13 protein-coding genes are annotated in these 19,078 nt (G+C 70.6%); 11 read left to right on the plus strand and 2 right to left on the minus strand.

Going from position 1 to position 19,078, the window contains the following annotated elements; genetic code table 11:
• Positions 1-372 precede the first annotated feature (372 nt).
• The 3 genes from WMF19_RS40645 to WMF19_RS40655 all read left to right on the plus strand — a co-directional run bounded on the left by WMF19_RS40645 (position 373) and on the right by WMF19_RS40655 (position 3,559).
• Positions 373-1,608 (plus strand): polysaccharide deacetylase family protein, encoded by a 1,236-nt coding sequence (locus tag WMF19_RS40645; protein ID WP_437895292.1) that lies wholly within the window; start codon positions 373-375, stop codon positions 1,606-1,608.
• A 137-nt stretch (positions 1,609-1,745) separates the two neighbouring features.
• Entirely contained in the window at positions 1,746-2,564 is an 819-nt protein-coding gene (locus WMF19_RS40650; RefSeq protein ID WP_437895293.1) for a peptidyl-prolyl cis-trans isomerase, read from the plus strand.
• Positions 2,561-3,559 carry a HupE/UreJ family protein gene (locus WMF19_RS40655; RefSeq protein WP_437895294.1) on the plus strand — a complete coding sequence of 333 codons (999 nt, stop codon included), beginning with the start codon at positions 2,561-2,563 and terminating at the stop codon, positions 3,557-3,559. Before WMF19_RS40650 ends, WMF19_RS40655 begins: the two co-directional genes overlap by 4 nt.
• A gap of 72 nt (positions 3,560-3,631) precedes the next feature.
• On the opposite strand, the gene WMF19_RS40660 is transcribed toward WMF19_RS40655, so the two are convergent.
• Positions 3,632-4,804, minus strand: coding sequence for an SUMF1/EgtB/PvdO family nonheme iron enzyme (locus WMF19_RS40660; protein WP_437895295.1), 1,173 nt, complete (start codon positions 4,802-4,804; stop codon positions 3,632-3,634).
• Positions 4,805-5,271: 467 nt separating this feature from the next.
• Here WMF19_RS40660 and WMF19_RS40665 point away from each other — a divergent pair, with 467 nt between their 5' ends.
• From WMF19_RS40665 to WMF19_RS40690, 6 genes are all read left to right on the plus strand, one after another.
• Positions 5,272-7,770 carry a penicillin acylase family protein gene (locus tag WMF19_RS40665; protein WP_437895296.1) on the plus strand — a complete coding sequence of 833 codons (2,499 nt, stop codon included), beginning with the start codon at positions 5,272-5,274 and terminating at the stop codon, positions 7,768-7,770.
• A gap of 265 nt (positions 7,771-8,035) precedes the next feature.
• Positions 8,036-9,901, plus strand: coding sequence for an ABC transporter ATP-binding protein (locus WMF19_RS40670; protein ID WP_437895297.1), 1,866 nt, complete (start codon positions 8,036-8,038; stop codon positions 9,899-9,901).
• A gap of 112 nt (positions 9,902-10,013) precedes the next feature.
• A complete protein-coding gene (locus tag WMF19_RS40675) occupies positions 10,014-10,646 on the plus strand; it encodes an RNA polymerase sigma factor (RefSeq protein ID WP_437794294.1) in 633 nt (210 codons plus the stop codon).
• Positions 10,643-11,926 (plus strand): FecR domain-containing protein, encoded by a 1,284-nt coding sequence (locus tag WMF19_RS40680; RefSeq protein WP_437895298.1) that lies wholly within the window; start codon positions 10,643-10,645, stop codon positions 11,924-11,926. Before WMF19_RS40675 ends, WMF19_RS40680 begins: the two co-directional genes overlap by 4 nt.
• Positions 11,927-12,024: 98 nt before the next feature.
• A complete protein-coding gene (locus WMF19_RS40685) occupies positions 12,025-13,098 on the plus strand; it encodes a hypothetical protein (RefSeq protein WP_437895299.1) in 1,074 nt (357 codons plus the stop codon).
• Between the two features lie 75 nt (positions 13,099-13,173).
• Entirely contained in the window at positions 13,174-14,757 is a 1,584-nt protein-coding gene (locus WMF19_RS40690; RefSeq protein WP_437895300.1) for a hypothetical protein, read from the plus strand.
• Between the two features lie 30 nt (positions 14,758-14,787).
• Here the strand turns inward: WMF19_RS40690 and WMF19_RS40695 are convergent, their stop codons facing one another.
• Entirely contained in the window at positions 14,788-15,852 is a 1,065-nt protein-coding gene (locus WMF19_RS40695) for an amidohydrolase family protein (protein ID WP_437895301.1), read from the minus strand.
• 195 nt (positions 15,853-16,047) lie between these two features.
• On the opposite strand from WMF19_RS40695, the gene WMF19_RS40700 reads away from it, so the two are divergent.
• Together WMF19_RS40700 and WMF19_RS40705 are read left to right on the plus strand one after the other, a co-directional pair.
• Positions 16,048-16,887 (plus strand): hypothetical protein, encoded by an 840-nt coding sequence (locus WMF19_RS40700; protein WP_437895302.1) that lies wholly within the window; start codon positions 16,048-16,050, stop codon positions 16,885-16,887.
• A 185-nt stretch (positions 16,888-17,072) separates the two neighbouring features.
• A complete protein-coding gene (locus WMF19_RS40705) occupies positions 17,073-19,055 on the plus strand; it encodes a carbamoyltransferase family protein (protein WP_437895303.1) in 1,983 nt (660 codons plus the stop codon).
• Positions 19,056-19,078 lie beyond the last annotated feature (23 nt).

Here is a 19,078-nt window from a genome sequence, read left to right on the forward strand (position 1 = left end):
TGGAATACACCTGGCGAGTCAGGGGGACAGCGCTGCACATGAGGCCGACGCGAAGCCCGGTACGCTTCGGCAGTCGCCGCGCCGCTAGAAAGATACGGCGGAGCGCTCCGACGCGGCCCTCGCTACTTTCGGTAACATCTGGGCCGCTCGCTACTTTTGGTAACACGTGGGCCGCTCGCTACGTTTGGCAACGTGAGCCGCTCGCTACTTTTGGTAACATGTGAGCCATTCGTGCGATGCGTCGACCCGCGTGCGTCGTGCATAATCCTTTGAGCGCCTTCCGGGAATTTGTATCCTCACCTCATGCCGAAATCTTTGCGATTCCTCCACTTCGAAAATTTTCCTGCGTCATCGTCCTTGGCGCTCGGTGCGATGTTGTTGCTGGGCACGCTGCACGTCAGCGGCTGCGGCGGTGATGACGGGGAGGACACCTCCAGCGGCACCACCGGTGGCCAGCAGACGACGAGCAGCACCAGCAGCAGCGGCGGCACGCCGGGGAGCTCCTCCTCCAGCGGCGGGGAGCCCAGCACGACCTCGGCGTCGACCGGGGGCGATGGCGGCGCGGACCCGGCCGGCACGGGCGGCTCGGAGCCGGCCGGCACGGGCGGCTCGGACCCGGCTGGCACCGGCGGAGCGGGTGCGGGTGGAGGAGGGACGGGCGGTGGCGGCGATGGAGGATCGCTGCCCGACTCCGGCATTCCGCCGGCGCCCGGCGGCGGCAATGTGCCGAAGCCGGCCGGCGCGGCGGGCGGGTTCAAGGTCATCGACTGGGCCGGCTTCGCGGGCGCCGTGACGTACAGCTTCGACGACGTGAACCAGACCCAGATCCAGCACTTCGATGAGATGATGGCGCTCGACGTGCCGTTCACCTTCTACGTCTGGACCGGTAAGCAGGAAGCGAACAACGCGGTCTGGAAACAGGCGCTGACGCGCGGGCACGAGCTGGCCAACCACACGAGGAGCCACTCGAGCAACGACAACGGCTCCGATACGGACGCCGCGACGAAGGACATGAAGGACAAGTACGACGTCACGCCGTACACGATGGCGGCCCCGAACGGCGCGGGTGTCTACGAGGGCATCGCCCGGACGCGCTTCATGATCAATCGCGGCGTGTCCAACGCCCTGATCGGCCCGAACGACAACAGCAATCCGTTCGTTCTGCCCACCTACATTCCCCCGACCAACGCCTCCAAGGCGCAGATGGACTCGGAGGTCTCGAGCGCGCGAAGCGGCAAGAAGTGGCGGACGTTCTGCATCCACGGCTTCACCGGCGGCAACGACGGCGCCTATCAGCCCATCCCGTTCCAGGCCTGGGTCGATCACGTCAAGGCCGTCAAGGCATACGGCGACGTGTGGATCGGCACCATGGAGACCATCGGTGCCTACTGGCGCGGCCAGAAGGCGATCACCGACGGCACCAACACCAAGAACGGGAACGACACGACCTACAACTGGACGCTCCCCACCAACTTCCCGCCGGGCAAGTACGTGCGCGTGACGGTCACCGGCGGCACGCTCAAGCAGAACGGCGCCCCGCTCAAGTGGGATCCGCACGGCTACTACGAAGTTGCGCTCGACGCGAAGTCCGTCACGCTCTCGCCGTGACGCGAGCCGCCCGAAGCCGCGCGCCGTCACCGGCGCGGCTTCGGGCGTAGCCGGCCCCACCCGCGGCAGGTCCCGCAGCTGGAGCTTGACGTCTCCGAAGCGTTTGGGTCTCCTCTCCTCCAGCGAGAGCGCGTTTCATGCCTGACACCAGCGGGAGTACGATGGGGAGCTTCGCTCGGTTGCTCCGCGAACCGGTCATTCATTTCCTCTTCATCGGCGCGCTCTTGTTCCTCGGCCACCGGCTCGTCGCCGGCGATCCCAGGGAGATCGTCGTCAGCACGGGGCTGAAGACGGACCTGGAACGGCAGTTCCGCGACAACATGGGGCGGGCGCCGACGCCGGCGGAGCTGGCGGAGGCGCTCGACGGGTGGAAGCGGGACGAGGTGCTCTACCGTGAGGCGCTGCGGGAGGGGCTCGATCGGCAGGATGCGACGGTGCGGGTCGCGCTGGCCGAGAAGCTGCGGACACGGGCGGCTCAGCCGATAGCGGCGCGGGAGCCCACGGATGCAGAGCTGGACGCGTGGCTGGCTTCTCACCGGAGCAAGTATGAGACGCCGCTGCGGTACGATTTCGAGGTCGTGACCTTTCCCAGGAGCGATCCGGCTGCAGAGGAGCAGCGGTCGACGTATCGACGGGCGCTGGCCGACGGTGCGGACCCGAGGACGCTCGGTCGTCCGATCGTGGGTGGCAACCTCACCCGCGATTCACTCACAGACAAGTTCGGACCGGCGGTCTCCGAGAGCATTGGCAGCTCGCCGCTCGCGACGTGGCAGCCCCTGGAGACCCAGGACAGCCTGCTGCTCGTGCGGGTCAACCAGGTAAGCGGGGGGCTGCCCGGCCGCGAGGCGATCCGCGCGATCCTCACCACCGACTGGGCCGCCGCGAGGAAGAAGGAAGCCGTCGACGAGTTCGTCAAGAGCCTCCTTGCGCAGTACAGATTCAAGGAGAGCCCTTGAATCGTTCGCGTCTGCTCCGGCTGGCTCGGTCGCTGCCGTTCTTGCTGGCCCTGCTCCTGGCGCCTGTCCCCGCGGCTGGCCACGCGCTCAACTCAGCGCTCCTTTCGCTGACGGAGGTGGAAGGTCATGACGGGCGGTTCCTCGTGCGCTGGCAGGCGAGCTCGTCCGCGCTGGCGGCCGAGCTCGCGACGCCCGCCGTGTTCCCCCCGGCCTGCAAGGTCGAAGGAGCGTATCTCGACTGCGGTCACGACGGCCTGGTCGGCACCATCGAGCTTCCCTGGCTCGAGGGGACCGAGACCAACGTGATGGTGGTTGTCGAGTGGCGGAACGGAAGCCGGCTCGTCCGGGTGTTGACAGGCAACGATCCGAGCCTGGTGGTCTACGGTATCCCCGCCTCCGCCGGGCTCCGCGCGCTCCGGCCTATCATGGTCGATTACACGTGGCTCGGCATCGAGCACATCCTGACCGGGTTCGACCATCTCCTCTTCGTCATCGCGCTCACGCTCCTCGTGCGCGGCGGCCGGAAGCTGCTCGGCGCGGTCACGGCCTTCACGGTCGCGCACAGCCTGACGCTCGCCTGCGCCGTGTTCGGCTGGTTGACGCTGCCTGCCCCGCCGGTCGAAGCGGCCATCGCGCTCTCGATCGTGCTGATCTGCGGTGAGTGCCTACGGTCGACCGACTCGCTCACGCGCCGGGCCCCCTGGGCCGTCACGTTCGCCTTCGGGCTGCTTCACGGGCTCGGGTTCGCTTCGTCGCTGCTCGACATCGGACTGCCGGAGAGGCATGTGCCGATCGCGCTCTTGTTCTTCAACGTGGGCGTGGAGATCGGCCAGCTCGGCGTGATCGCGCTGGTGGTCGCGCTGCGCCTGCTGGCCGCGCGGGTCCCCACGCAGCCGGCGACGGTGAGGCGCGGCGTTGTGTATGCGATGGGCGCAATGGCAGGCTACTGGTCGATCGAGCGCGTCGTGGCGATGCTGACGGACGCCCGCATGTAGCGGATCCCGCAGGCTGCGGCGTGGAGGCGGCCCCTTCGCGCTCCACGCAGCGCCCGGCAGGCGCCTCGCCGCTCACCGCTTCTCGCCGTTCCCCGGCGCAGCGGGCGCGCCGCCCCCCGGCGTCGCGTCCACCGCGCCCGGCCCGAGCAGCGTGCCGCACATCGTCTTGCACAGGATGTCGGTCGCCTTGCACTCGCACTTGCCCTGCTGCTTGAGCTCGAGCTTCCCGCGCATCTCCTCGACCGTGAACTGCGCCATCCGCTCGACGCGAGCCATGTCCCACCCCTCCTGGACCTGGCGGGGCGTCCGTGGCTCGGTGGCCTTGCCGTCGGGCTCGGCGCAGCAGCGGAAGCTCAGGAAGTAATAATAGAACCCCTCGTCGTGGGTGTAGATCTTCGGCCGGCACTGGTTGCGCACGCCCTTGTACCAGGGGCCGCCGGTGTGGACGCTGTCGAACTTGCCGCGCCAGCCGCCGCTCGTCTCGCTCGCCACCACCTCGTCGGTGTTCGCGGGCAGGTCGGCGACGCCATAGTCGCTGATGCACTGGGGCTGCGATCCGCTCCGCACCCCCTTCCAGAGGCGGGCCAGCTCGGTCGGGTCGCGCTTCGCGACCTTCTTCATGTCGGGATCGTCCCACATGTGGTCGCCGTTGCACTTCGTCGCGTCGCGTGAGTACCCGTAAGGGAACGGCTTCATCTCGGGGCCCTCGCAGGCGAGCGTCCATTCCGACTCGGTGCAGAGGCGCTTGCCGACGGCGGCGCACTTGACCTGCGCCTGGTGGAAGCGGTTCATCACCTCGGGCCGCTCCCCCTTCTTGTTCGGCCACTCGTACGTGTCGATGCAATAGCGCTTCTTCGTCTTGTCGCCCGTGCAGCGGGCCGGGGTGGGGGCGAACTCCTCGCAGATCGTCTTCTTGTTCGACTTGTCGTACCAGCTGCGGAGACAGCTGTGCTCGACCTCGCTGCAGTACTCGCCCTCGACGAGCTTCATGTCGGCCGGGCACGCCTGCTCCTCGGCGGCGGCGGTCTCCCCGCCGGCCGTCCCCGCCTGGGCGGGGGGCGCGCCGGCCTCCGGGGCGGGGGGCGCGCCGGCTCCGGGCTCGGCGGGGGGCGCCGCGGCCGCGGGCGGTCGGCCGTCGTGCGCGCGCGGGGAGGGCACCGACTGAGCGGGCTCCGGGGGCGCGCCGGAGCAGGCGGCGGCGAGCGTGAGGGCGGGGAGGGAGAGGGGGAGCAGGAGGCGTCGCATGCCCGGCGTCATAGTCGAGATCGCGGCGAGGGGAACCAGGCGTCGCGCCCCCGGATCGACGCCGTGCGCTCCGGCCGTGCCGGCGGCGGTCCGGCGGGGGTCCGCGCGAACTCCGGGCGGCGGCGCGCCGGGCGCTCTCCGGGAGCCCCGGCTCCGCGATGTGGCGCTGCAGATCTCGCCCTCTGCTCCGGCAGGCTATCGACGCGCACAGATCGCCGTTCCCGCCGAAGGCGCGTGATATCGTGCGCCCGAAGGCAGAAGGAGTATCGCTGATGATGCGTACGGCTCGTTTCGGTTCGCTGGTTCTTGCGTTCGTCTTTGCCGCTTCGGCGGCCGCCGTTTCATGCGGCGACGACGGCGAAGCCCCGTCCAGCGCGGCAAGTGGCAATGGCGGTGAAGGCGGCGGAGGAGCAGCGGGTGGCGAGGGCGCAGCGGGCGGCGGCGCCGGGGGATCGGACGCCGGCGGCGTGACGATTCCCGATCTCGACGGGGATGTCCGGGCGGTGACCGACGAGCTCGGGGTCCTCCACCTCGAGTGCGCGTCCGATGACGACTGCTTCGCCGCGCTCGGTTACTTCCACGCTCAGAACCGCTTCTTCTTCATGGATTTCATCCGCAACCTCGTCGAGGGATCGCTCGGCGGGCTGGTGAAGGCGGGCGCGCGGGTGCTCGAGCAGGACTATCGGAACCGCCATTTCTTCACGACGCGCGAGGGCGAGCCGCTCGAGAGGGCGCTCTACGAGCAGGCGAGCCCGGAGGTGAAAGGGCATCTGGACGCGTATACGCGCGGCGTGAACGCCTGGCTCGCCGACATGCGGAACAAGAGGAACGGCGCGACGCTGACCGTCGAGTACAACCTCGCGCTCATGGTGAAGGAGGCGATCCGCGACTGGAGGCCGGAAGACAGCACCGCCGTCGGCCTCTACGTGCTCAACGACCTCTCGAACAACAGCGGGCAAGAGCTCGAGCTCGCGGCGCAGATACCGCTGTTCGACGCGGCGCTCGCCGCCGATCTGTTCTCGCCCGCGCCGGTGTTCGACGCGTCCACCGTGCCCGCCGCGCAGACGGCGGACCTCGTGCGGCCCTTCGCGCCGGTGGCCGTGTCGCGGCTCTCGCCGCACCGGGCGCTCCTCACGGGCGCGGCGGAGCGCGCGGCGAAGGTCGGCGACGGCCGGAGCAAGATGGCGGGCGACGTCGGGTCGAACAACTGGGTTGTCGGCCCGGGCCGCACCGGGAGCGGCCACGCCCTCCTGGCGAACGATCCGCACCTGTTGCTCGGCAATCCCAGCATCTGGTTCCCCGTCGAGCTCGACGCCAAGAGCAGGGGCGACGGCGAATACCACGTCGCCGGCGCCACGATTCCGGGCATGCCGGGCGTGATAGTCGGGCAGAACGAGTCCATCGGCTGGGGCGTGACCACCGCGTACTACGACCTGGCCGACGTCTACCTGGAGACGCTCACAGGGGGCGGCGCGTCGGTCGCTTTCAAGGGGGAAGACGTGGCGATCGTCGAGAAGAAGTTCTCGTTCAAGGACGCGGCTTCCGGCGAGACGATCGAGAAGACCTTCCGCTGGGTCCCGCACCACGGGCCCATCGTGAGCGAGGACGCGGACGCCGGCACCGCCGTGACCATCCGGTGGCGCGGGCACGACGGCGGGACGGACCTCGACGCGTTCTTCGCCCTCGGGCGCGCCGGGAGCGTCGCCGAAGCCAGGACGGGGCTCGAGGCGACCAGCACCGTCAGCCAGAATTTCGTCGTTGTCGACACCGAGGGGAACATCGGCTGGTTCCCGTACAGCAAGGTGCCGGCGCGGCCCTGGGCGTCGCCCGAGGTGCCCGCGTGGCTGCCGCTCCCGGGTGACGGGAGCGCCGAGTGGGGCGACCCGATCCCGTTCGCCGAGCTGCCGCAGCTCCTCAACCCGCCTGCGGCCGCGATCGCGACGGCGAACGGCGACATGACGGGCGCGACAGCCGACGGCGATCCCACGAACGACGGGCAAGGCGCGCTCCAGGCGTGGGGCAAGGCCGACGGGACGCGCGAGCAGCGGATCCTCGATCTGCTCGACGAAGGCGGCGACGCGCATTCGCCCGACACCATGACGGCGATGCAAGGCGACACGTACTCGCTCTATGGCAGCTTCGTCGTGCCTGCCGTGCTCTCGGCGGCGGAGCTGGCGACGTTGACGGACGAGGAGCAGGCCGTCGTCGACGCGCTCGCCGCCTGGGATTCTACGTGTCCGACAGGGCTCGACGGGCACGATCCGGCGCGCGCGGGCAAGGTGGAGGACGCGACGCTCGCCGCCGAGTCGATCGGCTGCACGGCGTTCCACGCGACGTTCTATGCGATCGTCAGCGAGGCGCTGGGCGACGAGGCAGCGGCGGCGGGCGTCGATGAGCCCGGGTTCGGGCTGGCCGTCGTGGCGCGCGCGCTGCGCGATCCGGCGCGCCTGAGCTCGGGCCCCCTGCTCTGGGACGACGTGACCACCGACGGCGTGGCGGAGACGCAGGACGACATCGTGCTCCGGGCGCTCACGAAGGCGGCCGCCTCGCTCGCTGTCATCGGCCCGGCGGACGACTGGCGCTGGGGCCGCGTCCACACGCTCTCGCTCCGCAGCATCTTCGATAACTTCGGCCTCGCTGTGTACAACGCGGGGCCTTACGCCGCGCCGGGCGGGCTCTTCACCGTCAACGTCGCCAGCCCGAGATCGCGCGCGCTCCCGCCGGACGGCGAGAAGCCCAGCTTCGCGTTCGCCAACGGGCCGTCGATCCGCCTCGTCATCGACGCGGATCCGGAGGGCCCGAAGATGCGCTTCGGCCTCCCCGGCGGGTCGGACCTCCACCGCGAGAGCGCGTTCTACAACAACCTCCTTCCGCAATGGCTCGACAACGAGCCGCTCGAGTTCCACTTCGGGCCGGGCGCGGTGACGGATCCGGCGAGCGTGGTGGACGTCTCGCCGGCGCGCTGACCCTGCGCGATCGCGCGGCGGGCCCCGGCGGCGCCACGTCGCCGGTCGCCGCCGGCGCGAGCGTGCGGGTCATCGCGACCGCCGCCCGCGCAGGCGCGTGATCCAGACTCCCAGGCTCCCTCGGATCCGCGGGTTCTTGGGACACCGATGATTCCATTCCAATGTGCAGAGAACGCCGTTGCGCCTAGGGCTATCCCCTGCTCGTATCGGGGCGCGCCTGGCGCGCTTCTCCTGCGCTGCGATGAGGCGCGAATGAGCATTGGCCGTGAAGCGATCCCTGATTCGTGACCTGCGCCGGAGTCTGAATTACCTATCTCCCCACCGTGGCCGGCTTTCCGTGTGCCTCGCGCTCACCCTCGTCTCGGGCGGCCTGCCCGCGCTCGAGCCGCTCGCGCACCGCGCGATCTTCGACCAGATCTCGGCGAGCGCCGGTGTCTTCGGCCCCGGGAGCGGGCCGGCCGCGCCCGGGGAGCTGGGCGCCCGGGCCCTCGCCGGCATGACGCTCGCCCTGTGCGCGCTCGTCGTCCTCCGGCAGATCGCGGAGGGCCTGGGGGCGCTCTCCGTCTGGCGGGTGCGGCTCCGCATCAACCGGGACCTGCTCGACGAGACCACCGCGCGGCTGCACGCGCTGCCCCTCTCGTACCATCAGGAGAGGGGCGTCGGAGAGACCATGACGCGGGTCGATCGCGGCATCACGTCGCTCATGGACTGCCTCTCTTCTGTCGCGTTCCAGCTCTTCCCGGCGCTCGTCTACCTCGTGGTCTCGCTCGGGATCATGCTCCGGCTGAGCCCGCTGCTCGCGCTGGTCGCTGTCGGGTTCATCGTGCCTCCGCTGCTCCTCGGCAGGGCGACCACCGCGCGCCTCGTGGAGCGCGAGCGCGAGGTGCTCGACCGCTGGTGCGGTATCTACAACCGCTTTCAGCAGGTGCTCTCGGGCATCAAGACGGTCAAGGCGTTCGCGCGCGAGGCGGACGAGCACGCCCGGTTCATCGGCTCCGTCGAGGAGGCACAAAGCGAGGTGCTCCGGAGCATCGGGCTCCAGACGCGGCTCTCCGCGGGCCGGAGCGTGTGCGTCAACATCGGCCGCGTGGTGCTGCTCGGCGTGGGGGGCCTGCTCGTCCTCCGCGGGGAGCTCGGCGTCGGCACGCTCGTCGCGTTCCTCGGCTATGTCGGCGGCCTCTACGGCCCTGCGCAGACGCTCCTCGGCGTCTACGAGACGGCGCGCCGCGCCGAGGTCGGCCTGGCGGCGATCTTCGGCGTGCTCGACGCCGAGGTCGCGGTCGCCGATCCGGAGCGCGCCGTGAGCCCGGAGCACATCCGCGGCGACCTCGAGCTCGACCAGGTGAGCTTCCGCTATCAGCGCGCCGCCGGGCGGGCGGTCATCGACGGGATCTCGCTCTCGATCCGGGCCGGCGAGTTCGTGGCGGTCGTGGGCCCGAGCGGCGCCGGGAAGAGCACGCTCGCCGATCTGCTCCTGCGGCTGCACGATCCGACCTCCGGGGCGATCCGCATCGACGGGCACGATCTCCGGGCGCTGTCGCAGCGCGCGCTCCGGCGGAAGCTCGGGATCGTCACGCAGGAGCCGTTCCTCTTCGAGGACACCATCGAGGCGAACCTCCGGTATGGCTCGCCCGACGCGACGAAGGAGGCGCTCCGCGCCGCGGCGCGCGCCGCCTGCGCGGACGAGTTCATCGAGCGGCTCCCTCTTGGGTATCAGACCCTCGTCGGCCGCGGCGGCGTGGCGCTCTCCGGCGGGGAGCGGCAACGCCTCGCGATCGCGCGCACGCTGCTCAAGGACCCGTCGGTCGTCATCCTCGACGAGCCCACGAGCAGCCTCGATATCGCGAGCGAGACGGCGGTGCAGCGGGCCATCGAGGGGCTCTCGCGGGGCCGCACCACGCTGCTCATCGCGCACCGCCTCTCCACCACCACGCGCGCGGACCGCGTCGTCGTCATCGACGGCGGGCGCGTCGTCGAGCAGGGCCCGCCCGCGGCGCTCCTCCGCCGCGGCGGGGCGTACCGCCGGATGATGGATCTCTGGCGGGCGCACGAGCCCTCCGGGGCGAGAGGCCTCGGCCGCCGAGCGGGTGGGCTGGAGCTGCTCGAGGCCGCGGCCGTGCCCGGCGCGTGAGCGGATCCCGAGGCGCCGGGTCGAAGCATGATCCAGGAGCGGGGGCGCACGGCGACGCCGCACGCCCGATCTGAGCCGTCGCGGCGGGGGCCGGCCATCTAGAGGCTACCCGATGTCCGCGCACCTCCGCGTCGTTCGAAAGCCCCGTCCACCGGACGGCCCTGCCGGCGCGCAGCTCACCTCAGCCGACATCCTGCGCGGCCTGCACGCCAGGAACCCCGCGGCGGAGCGCCGCCTGCTCGACGCTTACGCGGGCCTCGTCGAGCGGATGCTGTTTCGCATCCTTGGCGACGTCCGGAGCCTCGAGGATCTGGTCCAGGACGTGTTCGCCCGGGTGTTCTCCCGCATCGACGACGTGCGCGAGCCCGAGGCGCTGAAGGCCTTCATCACCAGCGTCACCGTGTTCGTCGCGCGCGAGGCGCTCCGCAAGAAGCGCAGGCACCGCTGGCTCGCATTCTTCGCGAGCGACGAGATGCCGGAGGTCGCGGCCAGCGCCGACCCGGAGGCCCGGCAGGGCGTGCGTGCCTTCTACCGCGCCCTGGAGACGCTCGACGCCGACGATCGGCTGGCCTTCACGCTGCGCATCGTCGAGGGCCAGGAGCTCACCGAGGTGGCCGCCGCGTGCAAGGTGTCGCTCGCCACCGTCAAGCGCCGGATCCAGCGCGCGGAGCTCGCGTTCGTCGAGCGCTGCAAGAAGGACGAAGTTCTCTCTACCTGGCTCGCGGAGGGCGACCGATGGACGTGAGGACCAAAGACGTCGCGGCCGTGGGGCGCCGGGTCGCCGCGCACCAGGACGCCGCGCTCGAGCGGCTGGTGCGGCCGTCGACCACGGATCGGCTCCAGGCGATCTACCGCAAGGAGGCCGCGCTCTCGCTGAACGCCGGGGCGGCTCCCCTCTCACGGCGGCTCGGCGTCGCGCTCGCCGCGGCGTGCGTCGCCGCTTCGGTCCTCTGGTTCGTGCTGTTCCGGCCGGGCGACCCGCTGACCTACCGGGTCGCAGGGGCGCCGGGCGCCGTCGGCCGGTGGGTGGCGGCGGACGCGTCGCAGGTCGGGCTCGACTTCTCCGACGGGTCGCGCGTGGACCTCGCGCCCGGGACGCGCGCCCGCGTGACCGAGGTCGGCCCCCGGGGCGCGAGCGTCCTCCTCGAGCGCGGCTCGCTGCGCGTGCGCGTCGTGCATCGCGATGACACCCGGTGGGTCGTGGCCGGGGGGCCTTTCGAGGTCCACGTGATCGGCACCGAGTTCGACGTCACGTGGAACACGGAGGCCGAGGAGCTCACGGTCTCGATGATCACCGGCCGCGTGCGCATCCTGGGCCCGTGCGTCGACCCATCGGGGCGCGCGGTCGCCGCCCCCGAAGCGACGCGGCTGACGTGCGCGGCTCCTCGACCCGTTGCGCCGCAGGCGTCGTCGCCGGCGCCTGATCCGGAGGCAAGCCCGTCGGCTCGGCCTCCCGCCCCCCTCCCGAGCCCGAGCGCGGCCGCGTCCGCTCCCGCGCCGCCGTCCCTTGGCTCGCCGCGGGCCCGCGCGGGCGAGCCCCTGGCCGACTCTCCCGCCGAGCGCTGGCGCGCGCACCTCGCCGCGGGCAAGCTCGGCGAGGCGCTCGCGGACGTGGAGCTCCTGGGCATCGACACGGTGCTCGGGCGCGCCAGCGGCGCGGAGCTCGTCGATCTCGGCTCCGCGGCGCGGCTTTCGCGCAAGCCGAGCGTCGCGGCCCGGTTCTACGAGGCCGCGCGCCAGCGGTTTGCCGGGAGCGACGCCGCGGCCGCAGCGGCGTACCACCTCGGTCGCATGGCGTTCGACGGGCGCGGCGCCTGGGCGGAGGCCGAGCGCTGGTTCGCCGTGTACCTCGCGGAGAGGCCGCGCGGCGCGCTCGCGCCGGAGGCGCTCGGCCGCTCGATCGAGTGCGCGAGGAACCTCCAGCTCCGCGCGCGCGCCAGCGAGCTCGCCGCGCGCTACCTCGCGGCGTACCCGAACGGCGCCCACGCCGGGCTCGCGGCGACGCTCGTCCATGGGGCCGATTGAGGTCTCCGCTCGGCAGCCTGCACGCTGGATCGAGCCTTCGCCCGCGGAGGTCGCTGCCGCCACGCCGGCGCCGCCTGCGCTCGCCGGGAGCGCGCGCCGTGGCGAGCTCGATCTGCTGCGCGCTCGTCGCTTCGCTGACGTTCGCGGCGTTCGCGGCGTTCGCGGCCCCGTGCTCCGCCGACGAGGCGCCGCCGATCACGGTCGTCGCCGGCGCGCGCGGGGCGCTGGCGTACCGCCTGTCGCAGGAGCTCGAAGCGGCGGGCCTGCAGGTACGGGTCGAGGCGAGCCCGGCGGCGGCTGGTTCCGGCGGGCTGCTCATCGTCATCCCTGAAGGCGAGCAGGGAGCGATCGAGATCTGGTCGGACTCGAGCGGGCGCGCGGACCTGGTCGCGAGCGTGGCGCCCGACGGCCCGCTCGACACCCGGGTGCTCCGCGCGGCGGAGCTGGTGCGGGCGCTCCGGTCGACGGCCGGGGCCCCCGCCGGAGCCGCCGGACCAGCGCCGGCGGCCGTCGGACCGGAGCCGGCGGCCGTCGCGCCGGCTCCGGTCCAGCCCTCTCCCGTCGCGCCTCCTGCCGCGTTGCCCGGCGAGGCGTGGGGGAGCCCGCCGCTCCGCGCCTGGGCGCCGCCCTCGCCGCCGTTCGCGTTGCCCGCGGCGCCCAGGGCCCCGCTCGTCGAGGTGGGTGTCGCGATCGCCCTGGGATGGCAGGCGCCCGGCGCCTCGCTGGCGCTCGATGCCTCGCTCCGCATCTGGCCATCGGCCCGGATCGGCGCCGGGCTCCTGGCGGACCTGTCGATCATCGGTCCGGAGATCGAGGCGGCGGAAGGCAAGGTTCGCTTTCGCCGCTCGCTCTTCGGCGCCGAGCTCGCCCTCGCGCCCATCGAGAGGAGCCGTCGCTTCGGACTCGTCCTCTCCCCCGGCGTGGGTCTCAGCTACGTGAGCGCGTCCGGCGATGCGAGACCGCCCTATATCGACAGCGACGAGTCCACGTTCACCGCCCTCGTGTACGGGCGAGGCGAGGCGCGTTTCCGGCTCATCGACTCCGTGGTTCTCACGGCGGGCGCGCTCGGCGGCGCGGCGATCCCGCCTGTCGATATCCGCTTTGCAGGACGGGTGATCTCGACGTTCAGCCCGCTCGCGTCGTTCTCGTTCGGCGTCGTCGTCCAGCGGTGAGCCGCCGCCACGACAGGCGGCCATTCATAGGAGCAGGCCACGCGCGCTTCTTCAATCGCGATCGGAGAGACCTCCTTGAAACAGCTCCTCGTACCTGGATGCACCGTGCTCATGACGCTTGTCGCCGCATGCGACAGGATCCCGCTCGATCCCATACGCGATGATGGCGCCGGAGGTGGCGCGACGGGAGAGGGCGGGGCCGGCGGCGGCGGCGCAGGTGGCAGCGGTGGGGCCGGCGGTAGCGGCGCGGGCGGCAGCGGCGGCGCGGGCGGCAGCGACGCCGCCGCCGGCAGTGGCGGCGCAGGCGCCGGCGGCGCCGTCGGCAGCGGCGATCCTCTGTGGAGCCGGCACTTCGCCGCGGACCGAGGCCAACCCTTGGTCTGGACGGGCAGCCGCATCGCCGCGGACGAGGCCGGCAACCTCGTCGTCGCGACGGCGGTCGCCGATGGCGTCGACTTCGGCGACGGTCCGCTCTCGACCGGGGGCAACCTGGTCTTTTCCCTCGCGACATTCGACGGCGAAGGAGAACCCCTCTGGCACAAGGAATTCTCCGGTTCCGCCTACCCGCGTGACGTCGCGGTCAACGAGGCAGGGCTCATTGCCACGGCGGGTACGTATTACGGGACCGGCGTCGATTTCGGAGGTGGTTTGCTCGCGGGGCAGGAGTCGGACGGCGATGCCTTCGTGGCCGTCTTCACGGCAGACGGAGATCACGTCTGGTCGGCTCGAATCGGCGTCGATGGCGATCAATGGGCCGACAGCCTCGCCATGGATGCAGCCGGGAACGTCGTCGTGACAGGGACGTTCATGGGCCAGATCAGCGTCTGCGGCGCCTCACTGACCAGCGTCGGTGACATCGACTCGTTCATCGCGAAGTTCGACCCTGCGGGGAATTGCCTCTGGAGCAAGCAGCTCGGCTACACGGAGATCCACAACGTCGCCCTCGACGCGTCGGGCAGCGTCGTCCTCGCCGGCAGCTTCGGCGACTATTACGCCGAGACGATCGACCTCGGCGGCGGGCCGCTGACCACCGCGGGCAGCGAGGATATCTTCGTGGCGAAGCTCGATGCTGCCGGTGAGCACGTCTGGAGCAAACGGTTCGGCGACGAGGCGCTCCAGCGGGCGTACGGCGTCGCGGTCGACGGCGCTGGAAACGTCGTCATCAGCGGGACGTTCCTCGGGATCGTGGATTTCGGCGCAGGTCCGCTGGTGAGCGCAGGAGGGTACGGTCCTCTCGAGTCCGGCTCTGTCACGTGGGGCGGCAACGCCTTCGTGACCAAGCTGAACCCGGCAGGCGAGCTCCTCTGGGCCAAGCGCCTCGGGCAGTATGGCCCGCAGTCGGCGCTGGACGCCGCGGCGACCGTGGACGGCGACATCGCGATCACCGGCTTGATGTACGGCGACGTCGACTTCGGCACGGGCCTGATGGACTGCACCTACGGCGATGCCTTCGTCGCGAAGCTCGATGCGACGGGCACGGTCCGCTGGGTGAAGCACACAGGCGGCAGGGAGCAACAGTACGGCTACTCCACGGCCATGGACGCGACCGGCGATGTGTACGCCGCCGGCCCGTTCTTCGGCACCATCGACTTTGGCACCGGGCCGCTGGTGGCTCCGGCGCCTACCCGGGCGATTTTCCTCGCGAATTTCGGCCCCTGAGGCCGCGGACGGCGGTCCGCGAGATGGCCCTCAGCGCAGGCAGGCGCCGAGCCATCGCGCGGCGTTCCCTCCGAGGGCGGGGCCGAGGAGCTCGGGGGGCAGGTGAAGGCCCTGATAGGTGCCGATGGTGCGGGCCGATTGACGATCGGCGGTTTGACGAAAGAAGCGAAACTTGTCCTCTTTCAAGAGACCCATGTTCGACTCCGCCTGCAGGTCCCACAGCTCCATGGACATGGGGTCCAGTCCGCTGGTCACAAGGTCGGTCCCGAACAGGAAGCGCTCGGGCCAGCGAGAGAACAGCCTGAGGAGCTGGGCGCGATCCCGCTCGAGGCTCGCGAACCCCTCTGTCGCCGGGCCGGCAGAGCCATGGCTCGTGTCGACGAGGAGGCGCGGAAACGCCTCCATCAGGGACTCCATGCGCGCGAGGTCGGTGCGGCTGCCGCAGAGGTGCGCGCACACGAGCTGCAGGTCGGGGAAGGCGCGCAGGACCGCCTCGAGCTCGCTCCTGTAACGGACGGTGTTGGCATGAAGGAGAACCGGAATCGCCTGATCCGCGAGCGCCTGCCACATCGCCTGGTGCGAGGGGTCGTCGAGGGGACGCTCGTGAAAGAGGTTGTGCCCCTGGTAAAGCTTCACGCCGCAGGCGCCTCGGCTGCGCAGCTCGGCGAGGTACGCGAGGTCGTCGTGACCCAGATCCAGGGTGACGAAGGGAATGAGCTTTCCACGGTGAGCCGCTGCGGCGTCGAGGACGATGTCGTTGCCTGCGCGGTAGCCGGAGAGGCCCGAGCCGCCGCGGCCGCTTGTCAGGTCCGGGCTCGCCAGGATGACGGTGCGATCGATGTGATGCTTGGCCATGTGCGCGAGCAATGGTGCCACCGCGTTGGCCTCCGTCAGGTGCACATGGATGTCGATGACTTCCTGACGGGCCGGCGGAGTAGGCGACGAACGGCACCCCAGGGCGGCGGCGAGCGCGGCGCCCCACGCGATGCTCCGGAAGCGAGCTCCGCGATCGGCGCGCGAGCGCATCGAATGAGGGCGACGAGGACGGCGGCGATCACGAGAGCGATGAGGGACGATCAAACGATGCGGATCCATCGCCGACAAGGATACGCGGTGACAGGGATGGCGCCATGAAAAAGGAAGGAGTCGCGAGCATGTGAAAATGATGTGAGCTGATGATTGGCTTCTGAGCCTGATTCGTGCGGATTCGTGCGAACGCTCGATGTTCGCGCCTCGAGGGCGAGGTTCTGTCCTGGAGTTCGTCGTTCACCTGTGCCCAGTGGAGTTATTATGTCGCTCATTCGTAGCTCGGTTCGTCTCATGGGGGTCGCAGCGCTCTACGCGTCTTTGTTTGCAACGCCGTCTTGCTCGCGCTGGCTGGACGATGCCGTAGGCCCAGGCGCCGAAGGAGGCGGTGGCAGCGATGCCAGCGGCAGCGGCGGTACCGGCATCAGCGGCAGCGGCATCAGCGGCAGCGGTAGCAGCGCTGGCAGCGCTGGCAGCGCTGGCAGCGGCGGCAGCGGCGGCAGCGGCGGCAGCGGCGGCAGCGGCGGCAGCGGCGGCAGCGGCGGCAGCGGCGGCAGCGGCGGCAGCGGCGGCAGTGGTGGGGCTGGTGTGGGCGGGGCCGCGACCGGGAGCGGCGGAGCGTCTGTTTGCGCGGACGACGCCTACGAGGCGAACGACGCGTCCACCTCGGCGGCCCCGCTCGCCTATGACCATACCGACGACAGCCTCGGTCCCAGCGCGTGGTTTTCGAAGCTCGATCTCGTCCTCTGCCAGGGCGACGAGGACTGGTACCTGCTCGACACCACCTCTCTCGGGATCGAGGAGGTCAACTGGAGCCTTCGCGTCCTGGCCTCTGGGGCAGGGCTGTGCGGCTCGGGTTGTGAGCAGTATACTCCGCCCTCCGGCCCAGAGAACACGTTGATCGTGGAGGTCTACAGCGCTGCCACGATGGAGCTCCTCGGGGCCGAGGAGAGCGATCATGGACGGGTATGGCTCGATGGAGGGGGCGCGGATTCGGCGAACGATCTGCTGCTCCGCGTCTATGGACCGCCCGAGGCCAACTACCCGTACGACATGAGCTTCGTCGCCAAGTCCTATGAAGGGGAGGACGAGTGCGAGTGCTGAGCTTCGCCTGGCGCCGCGGCGCCCGCTCTACGACCCCGTCGTGCGGATTGCCTCCTGCAAAATAAAAGAAGCCCCGCTCGGCCCGTCGAACGCGCCGCTCGAATCTCGCATGGATCGCCGTGTCAGCGCGTCGATCTGCGCGTGAGCGAGCTTTACTTATCGCATTCGAAGGCTACCCTCCATTCATGCGAATCCTTGGAATCAGCGGGGGTCACGAGCCGGACCATCTCGGTTATCCGAGACCAGCATTCAACGCGGCGACGTCGCATGACGGCGCCGCCGTCCTCCTCGAGGACGGCGAGGTCGTCGCGGCGATCGAGCAGGAGCGGCTGAACCGCCTCAAGCACTCGAACAAGGCCCCGTTCCAGGCGGCCCGCTTCTGCCTGGAGAGCCGGGGGCTCCGCGTCGACGAGGTCGACCACCTCTGCTTTTACATCAGCGAAGAATGGTGCGACGCCCAGGTGAAGCGCGGGCTCTTCTCCGCCGGCCCCGAGCTGCGCACGGCGAACGACGTCATGAGGCGCCTCGTGCTCGCCGAGTTCGGCGTCGACGTGGGGCCCGAGCGCATCCAGTTCGTCAAGCATCACACGGCCCACGCGATGAGCGCCCTGACCGGGTCGGGGTACGAGAGCAGCCTGGTCCTGACGCTCGACGGCTGCGGCGACGGCGAGTCGGGATCCGTCTCCATCGGCTCCGGCGGAGAGCTTCACCCGTTGAGAGACATCCCGGAGCGCGACTCGCTGGGCAATTTCTACGTCCAGGTGATACGGTTCCTCGGGTTCTCGCTCTTCGACGAGTACAAGGTCATGGGTCTCGCCCCCTACGGCGATCCGCGCAGGTACCGGGCGCTGTTCCAGGCGATGGTCGCGCTGCTCCCGGAGGGCGCCTGGGCCATCGACTTCGACAAGATCGTCGATCTCCACGGCGCGATCCGGCCGCGCGCGCCGCGGGAGCCGATCACGCAGGACCACAAGGACATCGCCGCCTCGCTCCAGGAGGCGCTCGAGACCATCGTCTTCCATTGCCTGCGGCACTTCCAGCGCGAGACCGGGCAGGGGAGCCTCTGCTTCGCGGGCGGCGTCGCGCACAACTGCACCTTGAACGGGAAGATCCTCCGCTCCGGGCTGTTCGAGCGGGTGTTCGTCCAGCCGGCCGCGCACGACGCCGGCTGCGCGCTCGGCTCCGCGATGGCCGTGCACGCGCGAAAGGCCCCGGCGCGGCGGATGCCCGCGATGAGCCACCTGTACTGGGGGAGGCACATCGGCGAGCGGGGCGAGGTCGGGAGAGCGCTCGACGCGTGGCGCGATTTCGTCCGCGTGGAGGAGCTCGCCGACGCGCCGAAGGCCGCCGCCGAGCTGCTCGCGGCGGGCAGCGTGATCGGGTGGGCGCAGGGCCGCTCCGAGTTCGGCCCCCGCGCGCTCGGCAACCGCAGCATCCTGGCGGATCCTAGGCCGGCGGCGAACAAGGACATCATCAACGCCATGGTGAAGAAGCGCGAGGAGTTCCGGCCCTTCGCCCCCGCGGTGACGGAGGAGGACGCGCGCGACTATTTCGATCTCGGCGGCGCGGAGACCATGCCGTTCATGATCTTCACCGTGCCCGTCCACGAACAGAAGCGACAGCTGCTCGGCGCCGTCACGCACGTGGACGGGACCGCGCGGGTCCAGACGGTCTCCAGGCGCACGAACCCGCGCTTCTGGCAGCTCATCCGGGCCTTCGGCGACATCACCGGCGTGCCGGTGGTGCTCAACACCTCCTTCAACAACAACGCCGAGCCGATCGTCGATTCGGTCGACGACTGCGTGACCTGTTTTCTGACGACGCGGCTCGACAAGCTCGTCGTCGGCGACCACCTCGTCCACAAGAAGCCGGTGCCGCTGTCGGCCTATGCGGAGCTCGTCCCTTCGTTTCCGACCTTCGTGAAGCTGCTCTCGCTGCGAGGGCCCACGCCGGGCGGCTACGAGGTCGAGCGAGCGATCGTCACGACCTACAATGACGCACGAACCCCTGTCTCCGCCGAGGCATTCGAGGTCCTCTGGCGGGCCGACGGCCGGAAGCGGCTCCGCGAGCTGCTCGACGGCGTGGAGGATCGGGAGGCGGTGATCGCCGAGCTGATCGAGCTCTGGTCGCAGCGTGTAGTGCGACTGCTGCCTGCCACCGGCGATTGACGGCGGAGCAGGGGGGGAGCCGC

The sequence above is a fragment of the Sorangium sp. So ce124 genome (genome assembly GCF_051525235.1).
GTDB classification, from domain to species: Bacteria; Myxococcota_A; Polyangia; order Polyangiales; family Polyangiaceae; genus Sorangium; species Sorangium atrum.